Source organism: Mesorhizobium sp. B2-3-5, from assembly GCF_006442395.1.
Lineage (GTDB): Bacteria > Pseudomonadota > Alphaproteobacteria > Rhizobiales > Rhizobiaceae > Mesorhizobium.
In genome coordinates this window covers 107,044-131,928 of sequence record NZ_VFVX01000005.1, presented here as the reverse complement: position 1 = coordinate 131,928, position 24,885 = coordinate 107,044, and the positions used below count along the sequence as shown (strand labels likewise).

General features: G+C 65.5%; 19 protein-coding genes. 9 read left to right on the top strand and 10 right to left on the bottom strand.

Annotated features, from left to right (window positions below):
• Positions 1–333 precede the first annotated feature (333 nt).
• From FJ958_RS08450 to FJ958_RS08440, 3 genes are all read left to right on the top strand, one after another.
• A complete protein-coding gene (locus FJ958_RS08450; RefSeq protein WP_140741480.1) occupies positions 334–606 on the top strand; it encodes a hypothetical protein in 273 nt (90 codons plus the stop codon).
• Positions 607–650: 44 nt separating this feature from the next.
• The gene (locus FJ958_RS08445) at positions 651–1,121 is read left to right on the top strand and encodes an alcohol dehydrogenase catalytic domain-containing protein (protein WP_246679549.1); all 471 of its coding nucleotides are present in this window, start codon (positions 651–653) and stop codon (positions 1,119–1,121) included.
• A gap of 109 nt (positions 1,122–1,230) precedes the next feature.
• Positions 1,231–1,503 carry a hypothetical protein gene (locus FJ958_RS08440; protein WP_140741478.1) on the top strand — a complete coding sequence of 91 codons (273 nt, stop codon included), beginning with the start codon at positions 1,231–1,233 and terminating at the stop codon, positions 1,501–1,503.
• Positions 1,504–1,598: 95 nt separating this feature from the next.
• On the opposite strand, the gene FJ958_RS08435 is transcribed toward FJ958_RS08440, so the two are convergent.
• The 4 genes from FJ958_RS08435 to FJ958_RS08420 form a co-directional block, all read right to left on the bottom strand.
• Positions 1,599–3,101 (bottom strand): aminotransferase class V-fold PLP-dependent enzyme, encoded by a 1,503-nt coding sequence (locus tag FJ958_RS08435; protein ID WP_140741476.1) that lies wholly within the window; start codon positions 3,099–3,101, stop codon positions 1,599–1,601.
• Entirely contained in the window at positions 3,101–4,645 is a 1,545-nt protein-coding gene (locus tag FJ958_RS08430) for a hypothetical protein (RefSeq protein WP_140741474.1), read from the bottom strand. The genes FJ958_RS08435 and FJ958_RS08430 overlap by 1 nt, the downstream gene beginning before the upstream one ends.
• 40 nt (positions 4,646–4,685) lie before the next feature.
• A complete protein-coding gene (locus FJ958_RS08425) occupies positions 4,686–5,882 on the bottom strand; it encodes a tetratricopeptide repeat-containing protein (RefSeq protein ID WP_246679548.1) in 1,197 nt (398 codons plus the stop codon).
• Positions 5,883–6,081: 199 nt separating this feature from the next.
• A complete protein-coding gene (locus FJ958_RS08420) occupies positions 6,082–6,708 on the bottom strand; it encodes a TetR/AcrR family transcriptional regulator (protein ID WP_140741472.1) in 627 nt (208 codons plus the stop codon).
• A gap of 377 nt (positions 6,709–7,085) precedes the next feature.
• Here FJ958_RS08420 and FJ958_RS08410 point away from each other — a divergent pair, with 377 nt between their 5' ends.
• From FJ958_RS08410 to FJ958_RS08400, 3 genes are read left to right on the top strand one after another with little or no spacing between them, the layout of a single operon-like run.
• On the top strand, positions 7,086–7,562 hold the full coding sequence (locus FJ958_RS08410) for a (2Fe-2S)-binding protein (protein WP_140741468.1): 477 nt from the start codon (positions 7,086–7,088) through the stop codon (positions 7,560–7,562).
• Entirely contained in the window at positions 7,559–8,542 is a 984-nt protein-coding gene (locus FJ958_RS08405; RefSeq protein ID WP_140741466.1) for a xanthine dehydrogenase family protein subunit M, read from the top strand. Before FJ958_RS08410 ends, FJ958_RS08405 begins: the two co-directional genes overlap by 4 nt.
• Complete coding sequence (locus FJ958_RS08400) at positions 8,539–10,833, top strand: xanthine dehydrogenase family protein molybdopterin-binding subunit (RefSeq protein ID WP_140741464.1); 2,295 nt, start codon at positions 8,539–8,541, stop codon at positions 10,831–10,833. The genes FJ958_RS08405 and FJ958_RS08400 overlap by 4 nt, the downstream gene beginning before the upstream one ends.
• Before the next feature lie 174 nt (positions 10,834–11,007).
• Here FJ958_RS08400 and FJ958_RS08395 read toward each other — a convergent pair whose 3' ends face one another.
• The 3 genes from FJ958_RS08395 to FJ958_RS08385 form a co-directional block, all read right to left on the bottom strand.
• On the bottom strand, positions 11,008–11,766 hold the full coding sequence (locus tag FJ958_RS08395) for a slipin family protein (RefSeq protein WP_140741462.1): 759 nt from the start codon (positions 11,764–11,766) through the stop codon (positions 11,008–11,010).
• Positions 11,763–13,166, bottom strand: coding sequence for a nodulation protein NfeD (locus FJ958_RS08390; protein WP_140741460.1), 1,404 nt, complete (start codon positions 13,164–13,166; stop codon positions 11,763–11,765). Before FJ958_RS08390 ends, FJ958_RS08395 begins: the two co-directional genes overlap by 4 nt.
• A 260-nt stretch (positions 13,167–13,426) precedes the next feature.
• Positions 13,427–14,374 (bottom strand): helix-turn-helix transcriptional regulator, encoded by a 948-nt coding sequence (locus tag FJ958_RS08385; RefSeq protein ID WP_246679547.1) that lies wholly within the window; start codon positions 14,372–14,374, stop codon positions 13,427–13,429.
• A gap of 21 nt (positions 14,375–14,395) precedes the next feature.
• On the opposite strand from FJ958_RS08385, the gene FJ958_RS31950 reads away from it, so the two are divergent.
• The 3 genes from FJ958_RS31950 to FJ958_RS08375 all read left to right on the top strand — a co-directional run bounded on the left by FJ958_RS31950 (position 14,396) and on the right by FJ958_RS08375 (position 19,642).
• Positions 14,396–14,749: a hypothetical protein gene (locus tag FJ958_RS31950; protein ID WP_246679546.1), complete on the top strand. Its 354-nt coding sequence runs from the start codon at positions 14,396–14,398 to the stop codon at positions 14,747–14,749.
• A gap of 60 nt (positions 14,750–14,809) precedes the next feature.
• Positions 14,810–15,739, top strand: coding sequence for a helix-turn-helix domain-containing protein (locus tag FJ958_RS08380; RefSeq protein ID WP_246679545.1), 930 nt, complete (start codon positions 14,810–14,812; stop codon positions 15,737–15,739).
• A 234-nt stretch (positions 15,740–15,973) separates the two neighbouring features.
• Positions 15,974–19,642: an autotransporter domain-containing protein gene (locus tag FJ958_RS08375; RefSeq protein WP_140741455.1), complete on the top strand. Its 3,669-nt coding sequence runs from the start codon at positions 15,974–15,976 to the stop codon at positions 19,640–19,642.
• Positions 19,643–19,805: 163 nt separating this feature from the next.
• On the opposite strand, the gene FJ958_RS08370 is transcribed toward FJ958_RS08375, so the two are convergent.
• The 3 genes from FJ958_RS08370 to FJ958_RS08360 all read right to left on the bottom strand — a co-directional run bounded on the left by FJ958_RS08370 (position 19,806) and on the right by FJ958_RS08360 (position 24,884).
• Positions 19,806–20,687 (bottom strand): DMT family transporter, encoded by an 882-nt coding sequence (locus FJ958_RS08370; protein WP_140741453.1) that lies wholly within the window; start codon positions 20,685–20,687, stop codon positions 19,806–19,808.
• A 140-nt stretch (positions 20,688–20,827) separates the two neighbouring features.
• Positions 20,828–21,514: an aspartyl/asparaginyl beta-hydroxylase domain-containing protein gene (locus tag FJ958_RS08365; protein WP_140741452.1), complete on the bottom strand. Its 687-nt coding sequence runs from the start codon at positions 21,512–21,514 to the stop codon at positions 20,828–20,830.
• A 214-nt stretch (positions 21,515–21,728) separates the two neighbouring features.
• The gene (locus FJ958_RS08360) at positions 21,729–24,884 is read right to left on the bottom strand and encodes an efflux RND transporter permease subunit (protein WP_140741450.1); all 3,156 of its coding nucleotides are present in this window, start codon (positions 24,882–24,884) and stop codon (positions 21,729–21,731) included.
• Position 24,885 lies beyond the last annotated feature (1 nt).

Sequence of the window (24,885 nt, the reverse complement as noted above, 5' to 3'; positions counted from 1 at the left end):
CCCCACCCCTAACCCCTCCCCACAAGGGGGAGGGAGACTTCCGTTGACGCCGATCCTGACCAATCGAGCATGTTTTCGATCCCAAGGCGTAGGTAAAGGTGCGCGCGGCAGCATTCCCTCCCCCTTGTGGGGAGGGTTAGGGTGGGGGTCCCTCTTCGCAAGACTCCATATGCGATAGCCGTGCCACCGAGTGGGGGAAAGATGGCTCGGCGAAGCCGGGACCGAGCGGGGGCCCCGCGAGAGCCCCCTCTCCGGCCGCTGCGCGGCCCTCCCCGTCTTTGGCAGGAGCGAGGAAACCAGATCCGACGGCTCGCGACCATCAAGGAAAAGACCATGAGCGATATCCATTCCGGCATCGGCAGTGCGACCCCCGAAAATACCGCCAGCCTCGGCATCGCCGACTGGCTGTGCCTCGCCGCGGCACCCACCTTCGCCCTGATGGCTCTGCTTTCCTGCATTCAGGGCAGCGACGCGGCCATGCTGTGCATGGGTGCTTCGCCGCTGACCGGCCCGATCCTGACCGGAATGCCGGCGATGTATCTGCTGATGAGCGCTTTCCATCTGGCGCCCTGGCTGCGGGTGATCTCCGGCCGGCAGGTCCGATAGAACGAGCGCCCAGCACCAGACATCCCCGCATAACGGAGAAGACGATGAAACTGGTCAGGCTGAGAGCGCCCGATGGCTTGGACAGGCTTGAACTGGTCGAGGAAGATCCGCCGCAGCCAGGGCCAGGCGACGTTCTGGTGAGGATCCGCGCCTGTTCGTTGAACATGCGCGACGATTTCGCGGTTCGGGGCAAGACGCCGCTCGCCGACGGCCGGGTGCCGCTCTCCGACGGCGCCGGCGAAGTCGTCGCGGTCGGCGACGATGTCGATGCCTTCAGGCCCGGCGACAGCGTCGTCAGCACCTTCTACCCCTGGTGGTTGGACGGCGACATGACGCCCGCCACCAAGTGCGACATTCCGGGAGAAAGTATAGACGGTTTCGCAAGCGAATATGTGTGCATGCCGGCGCACGCCTTCACGAAAGCGCCGGCCGGCTACACACATGCCGAAGCGGCAACGCTCACCTGCACGGGCGTCACCGCCTGGCGGGGCCTTTTGGCCTCGCGTTATATATGAGCAATAGCTAATTGACAGGTCCGGGGAAACGGCGCTCAGTGCTTGCACAGGTGGATCGCAGCATCAGGCGGGCGATTTCGGCCGCTGGCGTCACCTTGGGGAGGATGCCATGCCGACAATCATTGGCCATCACGACATCACGAAGGACACCAAGCACTGGCTCGGTTCACCCAAGCGCAGGGAGCTTTTCGGCTCGATCGGGATCACTAACATCCGTACGTTCGTCGATCCGCAGAACCCGAAACGCGTGGCCGTGATGATGGACGTTCCCGACATGGACGCCCTGGCGGCAATGATGAAGAGCAAGCAGGCCGCCGATGCGATGGCCTTCGACGGCGTGGTCCCGGAATCGCTGGTGATCCTGGTCGAAGCGAAGGCATAGCCCTGAGCCGACCCGTGTCAGCCTGAGAAGACGTGTGCGGGCAAGCCTTGGCGCTCCGGTGGGTAACTGTCCCTCTCGCGCAGTGCCACCGACGATCAGCAGGGACGAACCGGCGCGTCGGGCGCGGGACGAAACGCGCGATCGGCCAAATACCTGTCGAGAGTATCCACGAACCCGTCGATGTCGGCCTCTGTCGTGCGATGGTTGACGATGGCGCAGCGCACCACCAGCTCGCCATTGAGGGTCGTCCACGAAGGCGCGGCCAGGCCGGATTCCTGAAGATCCAGCACCAGGTCGCGGATGAATTCAGAGCCCGCCCCGCGAATGCCGAAACAGACGATGTTGAGCGCCACGGGCGCTTTCAGCTGGAATGCAGGGTGGCGTTCCAAGGTTTCGGCGAGATGGCGGGCGAGCCTGCATGTGTGTGCTATCGAGCCGCCGATGCGATCGGTTCCAAGCGCTTCGATCGTCATCCATGTTTTCAAGGCGCGGAACCCGCGCGACAGGTCCGGGCCGAGATCACAGGGCCAGGTTTCGCCGGCGGCGAGCCCGCGGTCGCCGCGCTGCAGATAGGCGGCCGGCTGTGCGAACGTGCGCTTCTGGGCATCGCCGTCGCGCACCAGCAGGAATCCGGCATCGTAGGGAACCTGACCCCATTTGTGGAAATCGAGCGCCACCGATGCCGAATTCTCGATGCCCTTGAACAGTTCGCGCAGGGAATCGGACAGCACGGCGAGTGCACCGATCGCTCCATCGACATGAAACCAGAGTTTCTCCCTGGACGCGATTTCAGCGATTTCCGCCAGCGGATCGATCGCCCCGGTGTTTACCGTTCCCGCCGTGCCCACGACCAGGAACGGCAAGAAGCCTTCCGCCCGATCTTCCCCGATAGTGTCGCACAGCGCGCCAGGCAGCATCCTCCCGGCATCGTCGACGGCGACTGTCCTCAGATTTGCCGATCCGATGCCGGACAGCTGCATTGCCTGCGCGATGCAGGAATGGGCTTCGGCCGATGTATAGGCGACCAGCTGGCGGTCACAGTCGCGCAGCCCGGTCTCGCGGACGGACTGACCCAGCGCCTCGGTCTTGGCGATCGTCACCGCGACGAAGTTTGCCATTGACGAGCCGGTGAGGAATAGGCCGTTTGCCCCAGCGGGGTAGCCGAGCGCCTCGCTCATCCAGCGCACGATCTGCTGTTCGACCACGAGACCGGCATGGTCGCGGCCGCCGCAATTCATGTTCAGGCCGCTGGCGACGATTTCCGCGACCATGCCGATCGGCGTGCCCGCGCCATGGACCCATCCCATGAACGACGGATGCAGGTTGCCGGTGGCGAACGGCACAATGTGCGCGCGCACGTCGTCCAGGACATCGCCCAGTTCGCGGGACTGCTTCGGCAGCGGGCGGACAAACCTGGCGCGCGCCTCATCGCTGGGCCGCTGCCATACCGGTCTCTGCCTGATCGTTTCGATATGGGCGATCATGTCGTCCAGCAAGCCGTGCGCGAGCTCGCGAAACTGATCCCAGTCAGATGGATCAAGGCTGCCGACGGCCGCTTCTGTTGCCGCCACGCGCTCCTGCTCGATCGCCCGCGACATCAGGCGCCTCGGTGATGGTGAAGGGCCGCCGACAATTTGTGGAAGAAGACGTCGAGCCTGGCTTCCATCGGAGCGAACGCCTGGTGCAGCGGCTGGCCGGCCGACATCGCCTGCGCAACGCCGATCACGTCGGGAGCGGACGCGGCAACGCGCAGGACCGTGCGCGAACCGAGCCGCACGGCTTGCCCGACATGGCAGATCGGCCCCCCGTCGAGACCGCGCATCGACAGTTGGATGCTCTGGCACTCCTCGAACGACGCGAAAGCGGCGGCCCCATTCATGACGGTCAAGGGGACCATGGCACGGGAGCCGAGGTGGTCGCCTTCATCATCCTGATGCAGCGAGACGCCTTTCACCGCATCGATTCGAGACCGCACCATCCGGACAAACTGCTCCTTGACGAGGCTTTGCCGAGATTCGTCGATCGCCGCGTAGCGGTCGAGATGGGCGAGCGCCGCGACCCAGCGCAGCCCCAGTCCCAGGTTCAATTCCGACTTGAAGCCGAACCGCGTCCGTTGGCGAAGGGCCGCGGGCCAGTCCTGCGCCGCGCTGTATTCCGCAAGGCCCGCTGGAATGTCGGATCTGGCGGCAAGCTCCTCGGCAAATGCCGTGGGGATAAGGAGAGCGCCGGAAAAAGGCGGGCCAGCGACGAACTTGGATCCGGTCAAGGCCACCAGAAAACCATCCGCAAGGTCCTGCCTCAATCGCGAGATCGAGCCGCGGAACTGGCAGGCATCGACGATGACCCGCACCCGGTCCGGGGCAAGGGCCGCGACGTGGCGCGCCGCCTGTCGGGTTACGGCCGGCAACCCGGTCTTGGACGCATCGAGCACATGGACGAGGACATCGCGATCCCGCTTCAGCTCCATTTCGACGGTGGCGATGATCTCGGCATCGATGTCATGCTGGTGGCGAGGCTCCCCCGTCTCGTTGCGAATGGCGATCGTGCGCACCTCGATGCGGTCCGGCGGCAGCCCCTCAAGCGGCGCACCAGCCTCGACGGTGCTGCCGAGGGCGGTCAAATCCGAATAATGGAACCCTGCCGCCGCCCGTGGAACGCCGTTTCCTGTTTCATCGGGCGCGACAAGCACATTGGTCAAGGGGCGCCTGGAGACGCCCGCGACCATGCAGAGCGCGAGAAGCTCCGCATCCGTTCCGGAAGCCGCGAGCACCACCTGCGCGCCCGCGCAGCCGAGATTGCCGGCGATCCGGTCCCGGATGTCGGCGAACCATTGCTCGGAGGCGACAGGGGAAGGCGACGCGATATCGATGAGACGCGCGAGCCCGGCACTGGCCGCCTGGAACCCTTCGCGGGAGATGTTGCTTGCCGTCGTCGACGAGAACGAGATCTCGTCGTCCGCCGGCGTGGCGCGCGTGCCATAGCGGTTGCGCCGCGTGATCGCGTCCGGCCAGATGCGTCTGTCGCCGCCTGTCTGCAGCAGGAACGAAACGGATGCCGGCGAACCCGCGCGGTGGTCGCGGCCGATCGTTTCCAGGTCCGGGCCCGTCGGCACCGGCAGGATCCCGCGCTGAATTGCAGGCATGATGGTCTCCGAAGTCAGGGCGGTGGTGAGTTGATTGCGATCAAAGCGGCGTCGAGTTCACGCGCGCCGTGCGCCGTGCCAGCGCGTTTTCGAATGCCGCGAAGAGTTTGCGCATGGCGCTCTTCTTGTAGGGAAAGATGCTCTCCCAATCCATCGAATGGACGATCATCGCCACATCCGCCTCGAACACCAGCAGCCGGCCGTCGGCGAGTTCAGCGCAATCGATGGCGAAATAGTCCAGCCCGAGGCGCCGGTGAAGGGCTTCGAAGGCATGCGCGTGGCGCACCGCGAAATCGCTGTCGAAGCTGGCCATCCACGCCGCTTCCTCGGCACGCCTGTCTTCGTGCTGGGTCATGCCGGCGTTCAGATAGTGGACCATCCAATGTTCGGAGACCGCGAGATGGCTGGCATAGGGGCGCCCGTCGATGAACGCGACACGCTGCTTGCGGAATTTGCGGTCCGTCCCGCTATAGTCGATGAATGGCGTGACATAGAATTCGGCCTCGGCGTGCGAATTCAAATAGGCCGAAAGCTCCGATCGCGTGGAGATCTTCTCCATCCCCTTGCCGGCATGCGTGCCGGCCGGGCGCACGATCACCGGAAACGCCTTCGCCGCGAGGATTGCCCCGACCTCGATTTCCCCGCGAGCCAGGCTCTCGATCACGGCCCGGTCAATGCGCGCGGCGGGCGGAGCCAGGATCGAAGGCTCTTCCTTCAGCGCCTCGGCGACGCCGTCCCTGGACAGCGCCATGATGCGGCGCGGCGCGTTGTTGACGATGGGCCCGGCCCAATCGCGCAGCAGCCGGTCGAGGTTCGCCAGCACGGCCAGATTTGCCGCCGACTCGCCGACAGCCACGAACGCGACGTTATGCTCGGGCACGTCCTTCAGATCGGCCGTGTCGGCATCGACATAATAGAGCAGCAGGTTCGTGTCGGAATCCTCGAGCAGGAATTCGATCGGCGTGTTGGCCATGAAGTCGCCGGCCGTCATGAACACAAGGACGTTCAGGCCCGTACCGCGTCCGTTGCGGACCCGGTATTGGCGGCTGATCTCGAGCGCCGCCTTCTGGCTGAGCGCCGCCTTGTCTTCCTCGCCGATCGCATGAAGCAGGATGGACACGTCCAGGAATGCCGCGGCATCGGTCACATCGGCGGAGATGCGCCCGAACAGCCCGTTCCACAACGGCGAGATATCCCGCCCCTCGAAGACGGCCCGCACGATGGGCGCCTTGCCCATGATCAGATTCCGATCGTCGAACGTCTCGATTTGAACTGCCGCGCTTTTCAAGCCCTCAAGCCTTCTGCCACGCGGTGGTTACGGCCGGTTCAGCCTCCACGCCGCCTGCACGATGTGCGGTGGCACTTTGGGCTGCGGCGCTTGTGCGAGCCTTGTGGCCCGGCGGGCGGATCGCAGCGTTGGCAGCTGCTGGCCTCGGTCAGCGATCGGCCTTCATTGATGTGCCCGCTCCGAACCGCAAGCCGTCCATCAACAGCTTGACCAGCCGGCGCGAGCGATCGCGCCACTCCGGCGTGTCCGGCGCGGAGTAGATGCCGCCGAGCGCGTGCAGCACGTCCGAGGCGTCGACGTCGCCGCGGATGGTGCCGTCGGTCACCGCCGCCTCGACCAGTTGCCGCAGCGCCTGCGAGATCCGCCCGGACGTGTCGGAAAACAGCGTCGAATTGGTGGTGAGCAGGATGCGCAGGCTGGTCGCCAGGCCGCGCTTGGTGGCGATGTAATCGACGAAACGCCGCATCCACTCTTCCAGCGCGACATCGGAGGGATATTTGGCCGCAAGCTCGCCGGCCGCCACGCACAACCCCTCCGCCTCACGGCGGTAAACAACCTCGACCAGATGCTCGCGGGTCGGGAAATGCCGGTAGAGCGTGCCGATGCCGACGCCGGCGCGCCGCGCGATCTCCTCCAGCGAGGCATCGATGCCGCGCCCGGCGAACACCTCCGCCGCCACCTCGACCAGCCGGTCGCGATTGCGCCGGGCATCCGCGCGCAGCGGCTTGCCCGCCGTGGCGGTCTGTTCAGCAATAATCGACGGCTCAACGGCCAATTTTTTCTCCACTGTCGAAATATGGGGCTTGAACCCGGTCGGGTCAGCCCCCACGTAATAAACGGAGGCGCCTCCGCTTTAGTGGAGTGCCTTTATCATATAAGCAGGGGAACCGGTATGTCACGTCCGCAAACCGCCGAGCGTTTAATCTCCCCCCTCGAGGGGGAGATGTCGCCGAAGGCGACAGAGGGGGTCGCCCCGCATGAAGCGCCAACCCTCATCCGCCGCAGGAGGTTGCATCCGGTCGAACCGACCCCCTCTGGCCTGCCGGCAATCTCCCCCTCGAGGGGGGAGATTACGCCCTTCGCGCCCTTGCCCTCATCTAGCCTAACCCCAATTCATTCCCATCCGCGTCAAGCAACTGGAGCCAGGCGCCCATGACAAACACAATCCCCGTCCATCTCGACATCAACGGCCACCATCACGAATTGCGGATCGAGCCACGCGTCACGCTGCTCGATGCCTTGCGAGACCGCCTCGGCCTGACCGGCACCAAGAAGGGCTGCGACCACGGCCAGTGCGGCGCCTGCACCGTGCATGTCGACGGCGAGCGCGTGCTGGCCTGCCTGACACTGGCCGCGCAGGCCGAGGGCCGCGCCATCACCACCATAGAGGGGCTTGCACGGGAGGGCGAACTGCATCCCGTGCAGGCTGCCTTCCTCGAACAGGACGCCTTCCAGTGCGGCTATTGCACGCCCGGCCAGATCATGTCGGCGGTGGCCTGCATCCGCGAGGGCCATGCCGGCTCTGACGATGAGATCCGCGAATACATGGCCGGCAACCTCTGCCGCTGCGGCGCCTATCCGCACATCGTCGCCGCCGTCCGCCAGGCAGCCCTGGAGGTCGCGTCATGAAGGACTTTTCCTATCTTCGGGCCATCTCGACCGACGCCGCGCGCGAGGCGGCCGCCCTGCCCGGCGCCATGCTGCTGGCCGGCGGCACCACGCTGATCGACCTCGCCAAATGCGGCGTCGCCGAACCCGACACGCTGGTCGACATCACCCATCTCGAGGGACTGGACCGGATCGCGGTCGACGAGCGCGGCGCCACCATCGGCGCGCTCGCCCGCATGGGTCGTGTCGCCGACCATGCCGACATCAAGAGCCGCTTCCCTGCCGTCTCGGAGGCGCTGTGGCAGGCGGCTTCCGCGCAGATCCGCAACATGGCGACCATCGGCGGCAATCTTATGCAGCGCACGCGCTGCCCCTATTTCCGCGGCCCCTCGAACTTTTCCGCCTGCAACAAGCGGCAGCCCGGCAGCGGTTGTTCGGCGATCGGCGGCGTCACCAGGGGACACGCCGTGCTCGGCACCAGCGAAGCCTGCATCGCCATGTACCCCGGTGACCTCGCCACCGCGCTGGTCGCCTTCGACGCGACCGTCCATCTCGGTGATCGGCGTATCCTGGTCGACGATTTCTTCCTGCTGCCCGGCACCACCCCGGACAGGGAACACGCGATCGAACCTGGCGAGATGATCACCGCCGTCGAAATCCCCTCCTCCGCCGCCGCACGCCGCTCGACCTATCTGAAGATCCGCGACCGGCAGTCCTATGAATTCGCCGCGGCCAGTGCCGCCGTCGGGCTCGAACTGGAAGCCGATGGGCGCACCATCCGCGACCTGCGCGTGGCGCTCGGCGGCGTCGCGACCAAGCCCTGGCGGGCGCGCGCGGTCGAAGACGCCTTGAAAGGCAAGGTGCTGGAGCCGGACGCGGTGCGGGCCGCCAGCCTGCTCGCCGTCGAGGGCGCCGTCGACCATGGCGCCAACCACTACAAGATCGAGCTCGCGCCGCGCGTCGTCGCGCGCGCCATCCTCAAATTGGGAGAAGCGGCATGACCGTTCACACAAGACATGGCGATGCGTCCGATGGCGCGCTGGCGGAAGCCGTCGGCGGCCGGCTGTCGCGCGTCGACGGCCCCGCCAAGATCACCGGCGCGGCGAAATACGCCGTCGAGCAGCAGCTCGAAGGCCTCGCCTATGGCGTGCTGGTCGAAAGCACGATCGCATCGGGCAAGGTGCGCGCGATCGACACCACGGCGGCCGAGGCGGCACCGGGCGTGCTGCGAGTGCTCACACCTGACACCATCATCAGCCTCAGGAGCGCGTCGGACTGGTTCGGCACGCCGCCGCCGGACAAGCCCTATTGCCCGCTGGCGCGCGACATCGCCTTCTCGGGTCAGCATGTCGCCGCTGTCATCGCCGAGACCTTCGAGCAGGCGGCCGCCGCGGCGGCGCTGGTCAAGGTCAGCTATGACGAGACGCCGGCAATCGTCGACCTCAGCGATAGCAAGGCCGGCGACGGCATCCCGATCGACGCCATGACCAAGGAATGGGGCGACGCCCAGGCCGCTTTCGCCTCGGCCCCGGTGCGGATCTGCGCCGCCTACAACACGCCGCGCGAATACCAGGCGCCGATGGAGCCGCATGGCCTGATCGCGCGCTGGGAGGGCGACAGTCTGACCGTGTGGGAGCCGAGCCAGTGGCTGGACGGCATGGCCCGCACCTATGCCGAATGGTTCGGCGTGCCGTTCGAGAATGTGCGGCTGGTCTCGCCCTATATTGGCGGCGGCTTCGGTTCCAAGGCGCTGGCGCTCAGCCATGGCGCGGTAGCGGCATGTGCCGCCAAGATGCTCGGCCGTCCGGTGCGGCTGGTGATGACGCGCCCGCAAACCTTCACCGGTTACGGCGGCCGCGCCGCGACCCGGCAGACGGTGACGATCGGCGCCGACCATGACGGCCTGATACAGTCGATCGTGCATCGCGGCGTCAATGAAACATCGATCGACGGCATGTGGGTCGAGCCTCTCGGATCGGTCACCTCGATCATGTATGCGACGCCGAATTTTTCCTCCAGGCAGAATGTCGTGCGGGTGAATTCGGTGGTGCCGGGCGCCATGCGCGCGCCAGGCGAAAACCCGAGCGCCTTCGGCATCGAAAGCGCCATCGACGAACTCTCCTACGAGGTCGGTATCGATCCGCTGGAAATCCGGCTGCGGAACTACGCCGAACAGGATCCGGAAGCGAAAAAAGCCTGGTCGACCAGGCAGTTGCGCGAGGCTTTTGCCGTGGGCGCCGAGCGCTTCGGCTGGGCCAGGCGCACGCCGGAGCCACGCTCGATGCGCGACGGCAACCAGCTGATCGGCTGGGGTGTCGCCGCCGGCACCTATCCGGTGCGGCGCGCCTATGGCGAGGCGGTCGTGCGCATCCTGGCCAACGGCTCGGTCGAGGTCGAAAGCTCCTCGATCGACATGGGCCAGGGCACCTACACCATCCTGGCGCAGACCGCCGCAGAGACGGTCGGCGTGGCCGCCGACGACGTGGTGGTGAAGCTCGGCGATTCCCGCTTTCCCCGCGCCGGCGTCGCCGGCGGCTCGCGGCTGGCAGGCGTCATGACGGGTGCGGTCCACAAGGCGGCGAGCGCGGCGCTCGACCAGCTGGTGGGGCTGGCGATCAGCGATCCGCGCTCGCCCTTCCACGCGCTGCAGGCCAACACGCTGGTCGTCGCCAACGGCCGTATCACCGCGCCGCGCGGCGACGGCCCCGATGTCTCGATCGCCGAACTGCTCAAAAACGTCGGGCGCGACCGCATCGAAGCGATGGGCGACACCATGCCGGCCAATTCGAGCGCCGAGGACCGCTACAAGAACTACACCACCATCGCCATGGCGCCGCCGCACACCGAGGGCGACTATTCCCGCCACTCCTGGTGCGCGCATTTCGTCGAGGTGCGCGTCGACGAGGATTTCGGCACGGTGCGCGTGTCGCGCGTGGTGTCGGCGCTGGATTCGGGCCGGCTCTACAACCCGAGGCTCGCCGAAAGCCAGTGGAAGGGCGGCATCATCATGGGCATCGGCCAGGCGCTGCTCGAAGAAGGCATCATGGACCGCCGCCACGGCCGCATCGTCAACAACAACCTTGCCGACTATCTGGTGCCGACCAATGCCGACATTCCCGACATCGAGGTGATCTCGGTCGGCATCCCCGACCTGCATTCCTCGGTGCTCGGCGGCAAGGGCGTCGGTGAACTCGCCATCGTCGGCGTCGCCCCGGCAATCGCCAACGCGGTGTTCCACGCCACGGGCAAGAGGGTGCGGGATTTGCCGATCACGCTGGAGAAGCTGATTTAGGACTGAGCAATCTCCCCCCTCGAGGGGGAGATGTCGCCGAAGGCGACAGAGGGGGTCGCCGCGCGTGGAGCGCCAACTCCCCTTGCGGCGCAGGCAAGGCCAGCCCGGTCGAACCGACCCCCTCTGGCCTGCCGGCCATCTCCCCCTCGAGGGGGGAGATTACGCACTCCTCCATCACGTCCCCTGCCCCTTCAGGAACTGGCTGAGCAGATCCACCGGCAACGGGAACACCACCGTGGACGAGCGCTCGCCGGCGATGTCGTGCAAGGCCTCGAAATAGCGCAGTTGCATGGCCTGCGGCTCGGCCGCCAGCATGCGGCCCGCCTCGACCAGTTTCGCCGCCGCCTGCTGCTCGCCATCGGCGTTGATCACCTTGGCGCGCCGCAGCCGCTCGGCCTCGGCCTGCTTGGCGATGGCGCGGATCATGTTTTCGTTGAGGTCGACATGCTTGATCTCGACATTGGACACCTTGATGCCCCACGCATCGGTGCGCTGGTCGAGGATTTCCTGGATGTCGCTGTTGAGCCTGTCGCGCTCGGCCAGCATCTCGTCGAGCTCGTGCTTGCCGAGCACCGAGCGCAGCGTGGTCTGCGCCAGCTGGTTGGTGGCGGCCATGAAGTCCTCGACCTGGATGACCGCCCGCTCGGCGTCGACGATGCGGAAATAGAGCACCGCGTTGACCTTCACCGAGACGTTGTCGCGCGAAATCACATCCTGCGGCGGCACGTCCTGCACCACCACGCGCAGGTCGACCTTCACCATCTGCTGGACGAAGGGAACGAGGATGATGAGACCGGGCCCCTTGACCCCGGTGAAGCGGCCGAGCGTGAAGACCACGCCGCGCTGATATTCCCGGAGGATGCGGATGGCCGCGGACAGGAAGATGATCACGACCAGCGCAACGACCAGATAGGCCACGTAACCAATCATCATTGTCTTGCTCCATTCCTTCCCGCGTCGCGCCGCCGCACGGTCAGCACGAGGTCGGCGATGCCGGTCACCTCGACGCTGTCGCCGGCCGCGATCGGTTCGTCGGCCTTCGCTCGCCAGCGCTCTCCCAGGGCCAGCACATGGCCCTCGCCGCCCTGCCAGTCGAGGATCTCGGCCGGCTGGCCGCGCATCGCCTCGCCGCCGACGCGCGGCGGGTTCTTGCGCGCCGCCCAGAGATAGGTGCCGCTCAGCAGCGCCAATCCAAGCGTCAGCGCGGCGGCGGGACCAATGACCGCCCATGACATGGCAAAGCCCGGCCCTTCGACCCTGAGCAGCATGGTGGCGCCGAACAGAAAGGCGGCCACGCCGCTAAGCCCAAGCACGACGGTGGGATTGAAGGCCTCGATGATGAGGAAGACGACGCCGAGCAGCATCAGGGCAAGGCCGGTATAGTTGATCGGCAGGAGATCGAGCGCGTAGAGGCCGAGCACGAGACAGATGGTGCCGATGACGCCGGGCGCCACGGCACCCGGGCTGGTGAACTCGAAGACGATGCCATAGACGCCGACCAGCATCAGGATGACGGCGGTGTTGGGATCGGTGATTATGGAAAGCAGCCGGATGAACCAGCCGGGCTCCAGCGTCTCGACCGGCAGCCCTTTCGTCGCCAGCACCACTTTCCTGCCGGCCACATCGACGGTGCGCCCATCGGCCAGTTGCAGGAGCTCGGTGGTGTCGCGGGCGACGAAGTCGATCACATGTTCCTGCAGCGCCGCATTGGCCGAAAGGCTCGCCGCCTCGCGCACGGCCTTCTCGCCCCAGTCGCCATTGCGGCCGCGCAGTTCGGCGAGCGAACGGATCAAGGCGACGGCATCATTGGTCACCTTTGCCATCATCGCGTCGCCCGCCGGCCGTCCACTGGCGTCCTTCTGGTCGCCCTGGCCCTTCTGGTCGCCCTGGTCCTTCTGATCGCCCTTGTCGCCGCCTGGAAGCGATGGCAACCCGCCAATCTCCACCGGCGTCGCGGCACCCAGATTGGTGCCGGGCGCCATGACAGCGACATGGGTGGCGTAAAGAATGTAGGTGCCGGCGCTCGCCGCATGGCCGCCGGCCGGCGCGACATAGCCGATGACGGGCACCGGCGACGCCAGTATATCGGCGATCATCTCGCGCATCGAGGTGACCAGCCCGCCGGGCGTATCGAGCTGCAGGATGAGGACCGCCGCGTCCCGTTTGGCCGCGGTATCAAGCGCTTCCTCAAGCTGCCTGCTGCTTGCCGGCCCGATGGCGCCGTCAATGGCGACGCTCAAGGCAACCCTCTCGCTCCCGGCCGAAGAGAAGGGACAAAGGACAGCCGCGACGACGAAGGCCGCGGCAAGAAGGGCCACCCGCGCGAAGGTCACGCTCAAAGCTCCATCGATTCAATATGGGGTTGTATTTTGGCGAGTCCATAGAGGACATCGGCGATCGTGGCGGCCGAAGCGACGGCCGAGAGGGCAAGGTGGCCGGCAGGCCGGAGAGAACGCGCCAGGAATTCCGGCCCTCGGCGCGTCGTATGAATCCGCTTCGACGGGACGCGCTTCAGGAGCGAGCGCAAATCACGGGGCTTGGGACTGCGAACACGTCCAACCGCCGGTCTCCCCCGCGGAGCAGATCGGCGGCTTCAGCGCCAATCAGCTGCCAGCGGCGTGCCGATGTCCGAAACGAGTTTGACGAGATCGGCCTGGCGCCTCGTGCTGGTTTTGGCGAAGATGCGGTTGAGGTGTGTCTTCAGGGTGTTTTCGCCGATGCCGAGCGACGATGCGCTCTGCGACGCGGACAATCCGCTGCCGATGCGCAGCAGCACCCGCGCCTCCGCGGGGGTAAGGTCGAACAATGTGGTGAGAACGGCTTCCGGCAGTGGCGAAGCGGACGTCGTGGTCGACACGAAGACGGCGGCGCATGCGGGCCGGAAAACCGCCCGGGCGGTTCCTTCGGTCAACGGCAACACATAGGCGACGGCCGGCGGCTGACCCGGGGCCGAAATAGGCAGGCCTATGCCTCGGGCGCCAAGCGAGGCATCCGCGCTGGCGGCATTGGCGATCGCATCCAGCAGGGGACGGGCCACCGCCGGGTTTTGCACCTGGAGCAGGCCCTTCCTGGAAAGAATCGGGCCCTGCATCGAAAACATCCGTTCGGCTGCCCCGTTCGCGTGAAGGATCGCGCCATTGGCGCCGGTCAGAACAACAGGCACCGCCAGATGGTCGAGCGCCTGGCGATAAAGATTGGCGGTGACGCGGGTCTGATCGAGCAGGTCGCCAATCAGCGACGCACGGCGCAGATGCGGCGAGAGCAATGCCAGGAAACGCTGATCTTCGGCTGAGATGGCCGCCCTCGTGGCCCGCGTGGTGCAGCCCACGAGCCCGATCCGGTCCGATGTATGAACGAACTTGGTGATGCAGCCTTCACGCAACCCCTGCGGTTTGGCCCAATTCTGAAAAAACGGCGTCTGCTGGAGTTCGGCCTCGCTCATCTGAGACAGCGTGGCGACAGGAGTGTCGACGTCACCGACGACCGCGGCCTTCAGCCCCGGAATCGTGTCGAAGTCATAATCGTCCTGGAGCACGCGCATCTGCTCCGGATCCCAGGGCGATTGGGCCGCGAAGCGGCCATGATTGCCGTCGGTGCTGGCAAGCGCGATGGTGGTATAGGCGGCATCGACAGCCGTTGTGATCCGGGTCATCACCCCGGCCCAACCGTCGGGGTTCAAAACGCAATCATAGATATCGCCGATAATCGAAGAAAGGAGTTCGCTGCTTGGTCTCTCCATCACGCCTCCAAGCATGCCCCCGATCCCGCCGCTGGCGGATCTTGCGGCGTCATACTTTCGGATGACGCCAGGCGCGGTCGCTCTCGATTAAAGGTTCAATTCGATCAATTGAACGCCAGGCGGCCACTGTTGCCGGTTATTCTCACAATGGAAAGCATCGCGTTCGATTTTTTTTGAAACCGGGTGCTCTGTTGGGGTCTTACATTGTCGCGAAAGACGGTGTTTTCATCGGCTCAATTGCCATCACATCTTGACGAACGCGAACGATTTACCCTCTGGCAAGACATTCATGTCGCGGAAATATGGGCGGTCGAGTACGGCATATCGCAAAACCTGCCCTTCGAAGCCGCGATCGAAGCCACGGCTGTCGGGCCGCTTGTTCTTGGCCAGATGTCTGGAACCATCAAGCATGCGACCAGGAAGGCGAGCAACATCGCCGAAGACGACAATGACGGCTATCTGCTGCTGATCAACAAGGCCGACACCGTGCTGTCCGGGGCTCAGGTCGGCCGCGAATATGGCATCGGTCAGGGAGAAGCCGTGCTGGTCACCGCGTCGGAAGCACTGAAAATGGGCGGCGCGGACAGGAATGTATGGGCGAATGTGGTGGTCCCGAGCGCCATCCTTTCCAAGGCCTTCCCGCAGATCGACGACAGGCTGGCGTTGAAGATCGACGCCGACAACGAAGCTCTCGATCTTCTCAAGCGGTATTGCCTGCTTCTTGAAACCGGCCGCCCGCTCGCCTCGCCCGATCTCATAGCCCACGCGACGGAGACGATCGTCGATTTGATTGGCCTGGTGACCGGCGCGAAAGGTCAGGCTGCCGAACTGGCCGGCCTTCGCGGCCTGCGCGCCGCCAGGCTGCAGGCGATCCTGTCGAAGATCGCCGGCAATTTTGCCGACCCCGGCATCTCCGCCCAAGGTGTCGCGCAAGAACTCGGCCTGTCGGCGCGCTACGTCCACGATCTCCTTCAGGAGACGGGCACCAGCTTCACCGAGCGCGTTCTCGAGCTGCGCTTGCAGCGAGCCCACAAGATGCTTTCGCACAGACACAATGACGACATGCGGGTCAGCGACATCGCCATGATAAGCGGATTCAGCGATGTGTCGTACTTCAACCGCTGCTTCCGTCGCCGTTTCGGCCATACGCCGACGGGGGCCAGATAGACCTGGGCACCCTCCGGCAACCGGCAAACCGGCGCCATGTCTGATTCCCTCTCCTTGAAAGGCCGAAAAGCCACGGCGCCGGTGGCGATCGATGGGACCAAACGGCCACAGTGCGCGGAAAAGGCACGGCATTTCACTCCAGTCCAATTCCAGTGCTGCCCTGCCCAAGACAACAGCCGGGCGCCGATGACATGTCAGCCTCAGGGTGCAACGACTGCCAGGTCAGGGGATTGAATGCCGCAGAATGGATTTGAAGGCCGCAAGATGAAGGCGTTGAAATATCTGGCGTTGGCTTCGACGGCTCTGATCGGCCTTGGCCAGTCGATCTCCGCATCGGCCGCCGATAGCTGGACCGGCGCCGCCTCCACGAACTGGTTTACCCCCGGAAACTGGAACCCCACCGCTGTTCCGACATCGAGCGACGACGTTACTCTCGATGTCACGTTCCCGCATCCGGCGGTGGTCAATGCGCCGAATGCAGCCGCGCACTATCTGTTTGCCGGCACCATTGCCGGTTACACAGGCTCGCTGACGATTACGAGCGGCGGCACCCTCTCCGACACCGCCGGCTATCTCGGCTACGTTTCGAACGCGAGCGGTACCGTGAGCGTCGTTGGAGCAGGCTCGCTCTGGAGCAACAGTTCCGACCTTTTCCTTGCCTTGGGTACGAACAGCACCGGCACCTTGACGATCTCGAGCGGCGGCGCTGTCAGCGACACCGTGGGTCATGTCGGCTACGGTCAGGGCACCGGCACCATGACGGTCGACGGGCCCGGCTCGACCTGGACCAACAGCGGGGCGCTCTTCATCGGCCATGCCGGCACCGGCACGCTGACGATCTCCAATGGCGGCGCTGTCAGCAATTCCTTCGGCTCGATCGGTGAGCAGGCCGGTTCCAATGGCGCAGCGACGGTCACCGGCCCCGGCTCGTCCTGGACCAATTCCGGCAATCTCCTTGTCGGCTGGGGCGGCGCCGGCACGCTGACGATCCAGAACGGCGGCGCGGTGAGCAACGACAGTGGCATCGTCGGCGCCAAATCCGGCACGACCGGCGCTGTGACAGTCGCCGGCGCCGGCTCGTCCTGGACCAATTCCGGCGAGCTCTATGTCGGCTGGGACGGCGCCGGCACGCTGACGGTCCAGAGCGGTGGCATGGTGAGCAACACCAACGGCTATATCGGCGCCAATTTCAGCCCGGCTGCCGCCGCGACGGTGGACGGCGCGGGCTCGCACTGGACCAATTCCGGCTTTCTCTCCATCGGCTATCGCGGTGACGGCGCGCTGACGATCCAGAACGGCGGCGCAGTGAGCGCTGCGTCGGGCTACATCGGCGTCAATCCCGGTTCGAGCGGCACCCTTACGGTCACCGGAAGCGGATCGACCTGGAGCGACACGGACGGCCTCTACGTTGGAAATGACGGCACTGGCATACTGAGCATCCAGAACGGCGGTCTTGTCAGCAGCAACATCGGCTTTGTCGGTGCCAATGCGGGCTCGACCGGCGCGGCGACGGTCGATGGCATAGGTTCGATCTGGAGCATCGCGTCGAGCCTCTTTGTCGGGGACGCCGGCACGGGCACGTTGACGATTTCGAATGGCGGCGCCGTCAGCAATGACGCGGGGACCATTGGCGCGAAAGCAGGCTCGACCGGCATGGTATTCGTCGACGGCACGGGCTCGACATGGACCAACGGCGGATTGCTGGTTGTCGGCGATTACGGCACCGGCACGCTGGCGATCTCGAACGGCGGTACAGTCACCAGCAATGCCGGCTATCTGGGCTTTGATGTCGGGTCGACGGGTTCGGCGATCGTAAGCGGCGCGGGCTCAACCTGGACCAGCGGCAGCCTCCTTATTGTCGGTCAGCGCGGCACGAGCTCATTGATCGTCTCGAATGGCGGCACGGTCGCTGACACCGATGGCTGTCTGGGCTTTTATGCCGGGTCCACCGGTACCGCTGACGTCGGCGGCGCGGGCTCAACCTGGACTAATAGCGGAGATCTCAATGTCGGCATCAGTGGCACTGGCACACTGACGATCGCGAATGGCGGCGTGGTGTCGGCCGGCGGCGTGGTCAACATCGCCGCCCTGGCAGGCTCCGTCGGCACGCTGAACATCGGCGCGGCGAGCGGATCGCCAGCGGCCGCGGCCGGCGCGCTGAATGCGGCGAGCGTTCAGTTCGGACAAGGCGCGGGGGCGATCAACTTCAACCACATCGACACAAGCTACGCCTTCGCGTCGGCGATCAGCGGCGCGGGCATGGTCAACCAGATCGCCGGCACGACGAACCTGACCGCCGATTCGAGCGGCTTCACCGGTGCAACCAATGTGAGCGGCGGGCGGCTGGCCGTGAACGGTTCGCTGGCCAACTCGCTGGTGACGATCTCGGGCGGCACGCTGGGCGGCAACGGTACGGTAGGCGGCATCGTCGCACAGTCGGGCGGTATCATCGCACCGGGAAATTCGATCGGCACCCTCAATGTCACGGGCGACATCGGCCAGGCAGCGGGCTCGATCTATCAGGTCGAACTGACATCGACCGGCCAGTCCGACCTCATCCAGGCGACGGGCACGGCGACGCTCGCCGCCGGCGCGGTCCTCGACGTGGCCAAGACGGATGCCGCGCCTTACGTGCTGGGCACGCACTACACCGTGCTGCAAGCCGATACCGGCGTCACCGGCACCTACACGCTCAGCGGGGCCGGCCCCTTCATCGGCCTTATCGCCAATTACGACCCGACGCATGTCTATCTCGATGTGGTGCAGGCAAAGTCCTTCGCCGAGGTCGGCCTGACGCCCAACCAGAGCGCCACCGGCGGCGGTGCCGAGAGCCTTGGCGGGGGCAATCCGCTCTTTGATGCCATTATGGGCCTGCCCAGCGAAACCGCTGCCCAGGCGGCCTTCGACCAGCTCTCGGGTGAGATCCACGCCTCTGCCAAGGGCATGCTGCTCGACGACAGCCGCTTCATCCGCGACGCCGCCAGCAATCGCATCGCCGCGGCCTTCGGCGATGTTGGTGCGGCGGCACTGCCGGTCATGGCTTATGGCGAGGGTGGACCGGAGATGGTCGCCGCCGACACCGATCGCTTCGCCGTCTGGGGCCAGGGCCTTGGTTCTTGGGGCAACAAGGACAGCGATGGTAACGCCGCCGCCTTCGACCGCTCGACCGGCGGCCTGCTGGCCGGCGCCGACACCTTGGTCGGCGGCTGGCGCGTCGGCCTCATCGGCGGCTACAGCCATTCCTCTTTCGATGCGGACGCCCGAAACGCCTCCGGCAAGAGCGACAGCTATCATCTTGGCCTCTATGGCGGCACCAATTGGGGTGCCATCGCCTTCCGCGGCGGCGCGGCCTACAGCTGGAGCAGCCTCTCGACAAAGCGCTCCGTCGCCTTCACCGGTTTTGCCGATCAGCTCTCGGCCGATTACGACGCCGGCACGGCGCAAGCGTTCGGCGAACTCGCCTACAAGGCCGATGCCGGGCGCTTCAAGGTCGAACCCTTCGCCAACCTGGCCTATGTCAGCCTGCATACCGACGGCTTCACCGAAACGGGCGACGCGTCGGCTTTGACCAGCACCGGCACAAGCACCAACACCACCTTCACCACGCTCGGCCTGCGGGGCTCGACGGGCTTCATGCTTGGCGGCATCGACGCCACCGCGCGCGGCATGCTCGGCTGGCGCCACGCCTTCGGCGATGTCGCGCCGACTTCCAGCTTCGCCTTCGCGGGCGGAGACGCCTTCACCATCGCCGGCGTGCCTGTCGCCAGGGACGCGGCGGTCGTCGAGGCCGGCCTCGACCTCGGCATGTCGGCCAATGCCACGCTCGGCCTGTCCTATACCGGGCAATTCGGCGGCGGCACGGTCGACCAGGGCGCGAAGATCAATCTGGGCCTGCGGTTCTGAACCAGAGCAATCCAGGAAAAGTGCGTAGCGGTTTTCCGTCCGAGATTGCGTAAAGACAAGAATTAGAGCGGATTCAGATTTTAGGTCGATTCGACCTGAAATCATCCGGCTCAAGGGTGGTGGAACCGGCTTTGCAGCATGAGCCGGTACGTCTGTCGGTCGCCTACTCCGGCGACGGCACCGGCGGCTTCGATGTCAGTGCGGTGCCCGCGGCCGCGACGATGACGGCGGCGATGCCGGCAAGTTGCGGCATGGCCAGCCTCTCGTGCAGGAACAGGAAGCCGGCGAGTGCGCCGAGCCCCGGCTCCAGGCAGGTCAGCGTGCCGTAGATGCGGGCCGGCATCCGGGTCAGCGCCACCATTTCCAGCCAGAACGGCAGCGCGCTGGAGAACAGGCCGACCAGCAGCGCACTGACCAGGATCGACGGCGCGAGCAGCCCCGTTCCGGCCTCCGCCACGCCGAAAGGCAGCACCAGCACGGCAGCGATCGCCATGCCGTAGGCGGTGGTGCGGCTGCCGAGTTCCGCGCCCGCCTTCTGGGCGAGCACGATGTAGAGCGCCCAGAAGCCGCCGGCCGCCAGGGCCAGCATCACCCCGGTCGGATCAAGCGGCTGCAGCGAGTGGACAAAGGGCGAAAGCAGGATGATCCCGGCCACGGCCAGCGCGATCCAGGCGAAGTCACTGGCGCGCCGCGAGGTCAGCGCCGCCACCAGAAGCGGCCCGGAAAACTCCAGCGCCACCGCGACGCCGAGCGGAATCCTGGCGAGCGCCGCATAGAACAGGAGGTTGAGCGCGCAAAGCGTCACGCCATAGGCGATGAGCCACGGCAAGGTGGCGCGCGACGGCCGCACCTGCCAAGGCCGCAGCACCGCGATCAGCATCAGCGCGCCGATGACCAGCCTCAGCGTCGTCGTGCCCTGCGCGCCGATGACGGGAAACAGGGTCTTGGCGAAGGTGGCGCCGATCTGGATCGATACCATGGCGCCCATCAGCGCCGCGACGGGCAAAGGCGCCGCTTCGCGACGGGCAACCGGGGTCAATGTCACTTGATGTTATCCTCCATGCCGCGGGGCGTCAGCCCCCTGGCGGCCTCGGGATAGGCCGAACCGGCCCGCCTGTCGTGAGGCAGTGGAGACGGCTTGATGGGGTCAGGACCGGTGCGCGAGGCGAACGGCCTGCCGCCGCCTCAGCCGGCAAATGACACGCCCCGGCGGCGCATCCCGGCTTGCACGCTAAGCAGGATCAGCCGGGACAGGATCTCCATGTCCAGCGGCATGCTTGGGCGCCAGACGTCGAGCAACAGGGCGACCCGGGCCTCGTCGGCGTTGTTCATCACCTCGTGCGGGTATGTGTCGTCCCACAGCATGCCTTCGCCGTCCGTTATCCGCCTCTCCTGATGATTGATCATCATGACGGTTGCCGGGCGGCCATCCGCCTGCCGCGGAATGGCCAGGCCAAGGTGAAATCGCATGATGCCCCGAAAGGGCCCGCGATGGCTGGGGATGTGCTTGCGCGGTGCCAGGAAGGAAACCGCCGCCGATTTGACTTCCGGGCATTCGGTCAGCAGCCGCGCAAGAACCGGCATCCGCGCGAGGTTCTCCGGCACCGCGATATCATAGGCCTTGAGCACGAACATGCGCCAGTCGAGACCGTCATTGGCCGAGATTTCGGCCTGCTCCGGCATGATGTCGTGGAAGCGCGGCGCCTGACCCAGCCGCACGCCAAGCGCCTCGTCTCGAATGTCACGCCAGGCGCTGGTGAATTTCGCCGCGTTCGGAAATTCGGTGGCGGCATCAAGGATAGCCGGCGCGTCTATCCGTTTTTCATAGACACGCCGGATCACATCGGATGCAAGATCGTAAATGCGCGACATTTCATGGCCTCGACGATACTATAAACGAACATCTGATGCTTCGGCTTACACATTTTAGTCACTTCGTGACGAGTTGGCCGGCCAGCTTTGGCCCGGTCTTGATGTCGATGATCTCGGGCTTGTTGCCGTCGACAGCGCCGTTCCGATATCACAGGCGCAATGAGCCGCCCCGCGGCCACCGGACCACGTTCCAAACCTGTCATGGGACGTTTCCCTATTGCTGGGTGGCCGTCACCGGCGTTTCGTCGGTATCCTGCCCCGGATCTTGTTTGGCCGCCCTGCCCTTTAAGATGCGTCGCACCGTCACGAACAGCAGCGGCACCAGGAACACGCCGATCACGGTCGCCGCGATCATGCCGCCCATGACGCCGATGCCGACCGAGTTCTGCGCGCCGGAGCCAGCGCCGCTGGCGATCGCGAGCGGCGTAACGCCGAGGATGAAGGCCAGCGACGTCATCAGGATCGGCCGCAACCGTTGTCGCGCCGCCTCCAGCGTCGCCTCGACGAGCCCCATGCCCGCCGCCTGCCGCTCGATGGCGAATTCGACGATCAGGATGGCGTTCTTGGCGGCCAAGCCGATCGTGGTCAGCAGGCCGACCTTGAAATAGACGTCGTTGGTCTGGCCGAACAGGCTTGCCGCCAGCAGCGCGCCGAAGATGCCGATCGGCACCGACAGCATGACCGCGAACGGGATCGACCAGCTTTCATAAAGTGCCGCAAGGCACAGGAACACGACCAGCGCCGAAATCGCGTAGAGCGACGTCGCCTGGTTGCCCGAAAGCCGTTCCTGATGCGACAGCCCGGTCCATTCATGCGAATAGCCGGGAGGCAGCTGGGCGACCAGCCTGTCGATCTCGTCCATCGCCGCACCCGAACTTACCCCAGCCGCCGCCGCGCCCTGGATTTCGACCGCGGCGGATCCATTGTAGCGTTCGAGCCGGGGCGAGCCGAAGGTCCAGTGGCTGGAGGCGAAGGCCGAGAACGGCACCATGGCGCCGCTCGGATTGCGCACCTGCCATTTGTCCAGGTCTTCCGGCTGCATGCGGAAGTTGGCGTCCGACTGCAAATAGACCGGCTTCACCCGTCCACGATCGATGAAATCGTTGACGTAGTTGCTGCCCCAGGCGGTCGAGAGCGTGTTGTTGATGTCGGCGAGGCTGACGCCCAGCGCGCTTGCCTTTTCCTGGTCGATGTCGACCGAGAATTGCGGCTGGTCCTCCTGGCCGTTGGGCCTGGTGTTGGCGAGCAGCTTGCTCTGCGCCGCAAGACCCAGAAGCTGGTTGCGCGTCTGGATCAGTGCGTCGTGACCGGCGCCATTGACATCCTGCAGGTAGAAGTCGAAGCCGTTGGTGTTGCCGAAGCCCTGGATGGCCGGAGGTGCAAGCGCGAAGACCTGCGCATCCCTGATCTTCCTGAACGCGCCCATGGCGCGGCCGGCGATCGCCTGCGCGGCCATGGCCGGCGATTTGCGCTGGTCGAAAGCCTTCAGCGGCACAAAGGCGATGCCGACATTCTGCCCGGCGCCGCCGAAGCCGAAGCCCGATGCGGTGAAGACACCCGCGACCGCGTCCTTTTCGTCCTTCAGATAGTGGTCGGTCACCTGTGCCAGCACGCGCTCGGTGCGGTCCTGGGTGGCGCCGACCGGCAGCTGCACGCTGGTGATCAGGATGCCCTGGTCTTCTTCCGGCAGGAACGAACTCGGCAGCCGGGCAAACAACCAGCCGACGCCGATGACGATGGCCAGGAACACGGCGAGGAAGCGCCACGACCGGTTGATGATGCCATGCGAGCCATCGCGATAGGCTGTCGTGCCGCGATCGAACATGCGGTTGAACCAGCCGAATGGACCGGTCTGCGTCGCATGGTTCTTCGGCCGCCGCAGGATCGTGGCGCAAAGGGCCGGTGTCAGCACCAGCGCCACCAGCACGGACAGAACCATGGCGGAGACGATGGTCACCGAGAACTGCCGGTAGATGATGCCGGTGGAACCGCCGAAAAAAGCCATCGGCACGAACACGGCCGAGAGCACGGTGGCGATGCCGACCAGCGCGCCGGTGATCTCGTTCATCGATTTTTCCGTCGCCTCCTTCGGCGACAAATCCTCCTCCTGCATCACGCGCTCGACATTCTCGACCACCACGATGGCGTCGTCGACCAGCAGGCCGATGGCCAGCACCATGGCGAACATGGTCAGCGTGTTGACCGAATAGCCGAACAGCGACAGCACGCCGAACGTGCCGAGCAGCACCACCGGCACGGCGATGGTCGGGATGATGGTGGCGCGCAAATTCTGCAGGAAGATGAACATCACCAGGAACACCAGCACGATCGCCTCGGCCAGCGTCTTGACCACCTCCTCGATCGACAACCGCACGAAGGGCGAGGTGTCGTAGGGATAGACGACCTCGACTCCTTGCGGGAAGGTCGAGCTCAGACGATTGATCGTCGAGCGCACCGCCTCCGCGGTGTTGATGGCGTTGGCTCCGGTCGCCAGGTTGATGGCGACACCGGCCGCCGGCTTGCCGTTATAGTGGGCTTGCGTCGTATAGCTCTTGGCGCCGAGCTCGACCGTGGCGACATCGTTGAGGCGGACCAGCGAACCGTCCGTCTGGCTCTTCAGGATGATGTTGCGGAACTGCTCCGCGGTCTGCAACCGGCTCTTGGCGGTCACCGTGGCGTTGAGTTCCTGGCCCTTGCGCGCCGGCAGGCCGCCGAGCTGGCCGGCCGAGACCTGCGTGTTCTGCGCCTGGATGGCGGCCGCCACGTCGTTCGGCATCAAGGCATATTTGGCGAGCCGGTCGGGGTCGAGCCAGATGCGCATGGCATAGCCGGAGCCGAAAAGCTGCGTCGAGCCGACGCCTTCGACGCGCTTCAACGTGTCGTTGATGGTGGCGTCGATATAGTCGGCCAGATCGGTCGAGTTCATCTTGCCGTCGCTGGAGACGAAACCGATGACCATCAGGAAGCCGGTCGAGGATTTGGAGACGGTGATGCCGTTGCTCTGCACCACTTGCGGCAGCTGCGACTGGACGAGTTGCAGCTTGTTCTGCGTCTGCACCTGGGCGGTGTCGGGATTGGCCGCACTGGTGAAGGTCAGCGTGATCGAGGCCGAACCGGTAGAGGTCGACGTTGCCGTCATGTAATCGAGATTGTCGATGCCGGTCATGCCTTGCTCGATGACCTTGGTCACCGAATTTTCCACCGTCTGGGCGTCCGCGCCCGGATAGGTGGCGCTGATGTTGACCGTGGTCGGTGCGATCTGCGGATATTGCGAGATCGGCAGCGTGGTGAGCGCGAGCAGTCCGCCCAGCATGATCACGATGGCGATCACCCAGGCGAAGATCGGCCGGTTGATGAAGAATGTGGACATC

What these genes read in the sequence shown, in the direction of transcription:
- FJ958_RS08450 (WP_140741480.1), top strand. Translation starts at nt 334, where the DNA reads ATGAGCGATATCCATTCCGGCATCGGCAGTGCGACCCCCGAAAATACC.
- FJ958_RS08445 (WP_246679549.1), top strand. Translation starts at nt 651, where the DNA reads ATGAAACTGGTCAGGCTGAGAGCGCCCGATGGCTTGGACAGGCTTGAA.
- FJ958_RS08440 (WP_140741478.1), top strand. Translation starts at nt 1,231, where the DNA reads ATGCCGACAATCATTGGCCATCACGACATCACGAAGGACACCAAGCAC.
- FJ958_RS08435 (WP_140741476.1), bottom strand. Translation starts at nt 3,101, where the DNA reads ATGTCGCGGGCGATCGAGCAGGAGCGCGTGGCGGCAACAGAAGCGGCC.
- FJ958_RS08430 (WP_140741474.1), bottom strand. Translation starts at nt 4,645, where the DNA reads ATGCCTGCAATTCAGCGCGGGATCCTGCCGGTGCCGACGGGCCCGGAC.
- FJ958_RS08425 (WP_246679548.1), bottom strand. Translation starts at nt 5,882, where the DNA reads ATGGGCAAGGCGCCCATCGTGCGGGCCGTCTTCGAGGGGCGGGATATC.
- FJ958_RS08410 (WP_140741468.1), top strand. Translation starts at nt 7,086, where the DNA reads ATGACAAACACAATCCCCGTCCATCTCGACATCAACGGCCACCATCAC.
- FJ958_RS08405 (WP_140741466.1), top strand. Translation starts at nt 7,559, where the DNA reads ATGAAGGACTTTTCCTATCTTCGGGCCATCTCGACCGACGCCGCGCGC.
- FJ958_RS08400 (WP_140741464.1), top strand. Translation starts at nt 8,539, where the DNA reads ATGACCGTTCACACAAGACATGGCGATGCGTCCGATGGCGCGCTGGCG.
- FJ958_RS08395 (WP_140741462.1), bottom strand. Translation starts at nt 11,766, where the DNA reads ATGATGATTGGTTACGTGGCCTATCTGGTCGTTGCGCTGGTCGTGATC.
- FJ958_RS08385 (WP_246679547.1), bottom strand. Translation starts at nt 14,374, where the DNA reads ATGCGCGTGCTCCAGGACGATTATGACTTCGACACGATTCCGGGGCTG.
- FJ958_RS08375 (WP_140741455.1), top strand. Translation starts at nt 15,974, where the DNA reads ATGCCGCAGAATGGATTTGAAGGCCGCAAGATGAAGGCGTTGAAATAT.
- FJ958_RS08365 (WP_140741452.1), bottom strand. Translation starts at nt 21,514, where the DNA reads ATGTCGCGCATTTACGATCTTGCATCCGATGTGATCCGGCGTGTCTAT.
- FJ958_RS08360 (WP_140741450.1), bottom strand. Translation starts at nt 24,884, where the DNA reads ATGTCCACATTCTTCATCAACCGGCCGATCTTCGCCTGGGTGATCGCC.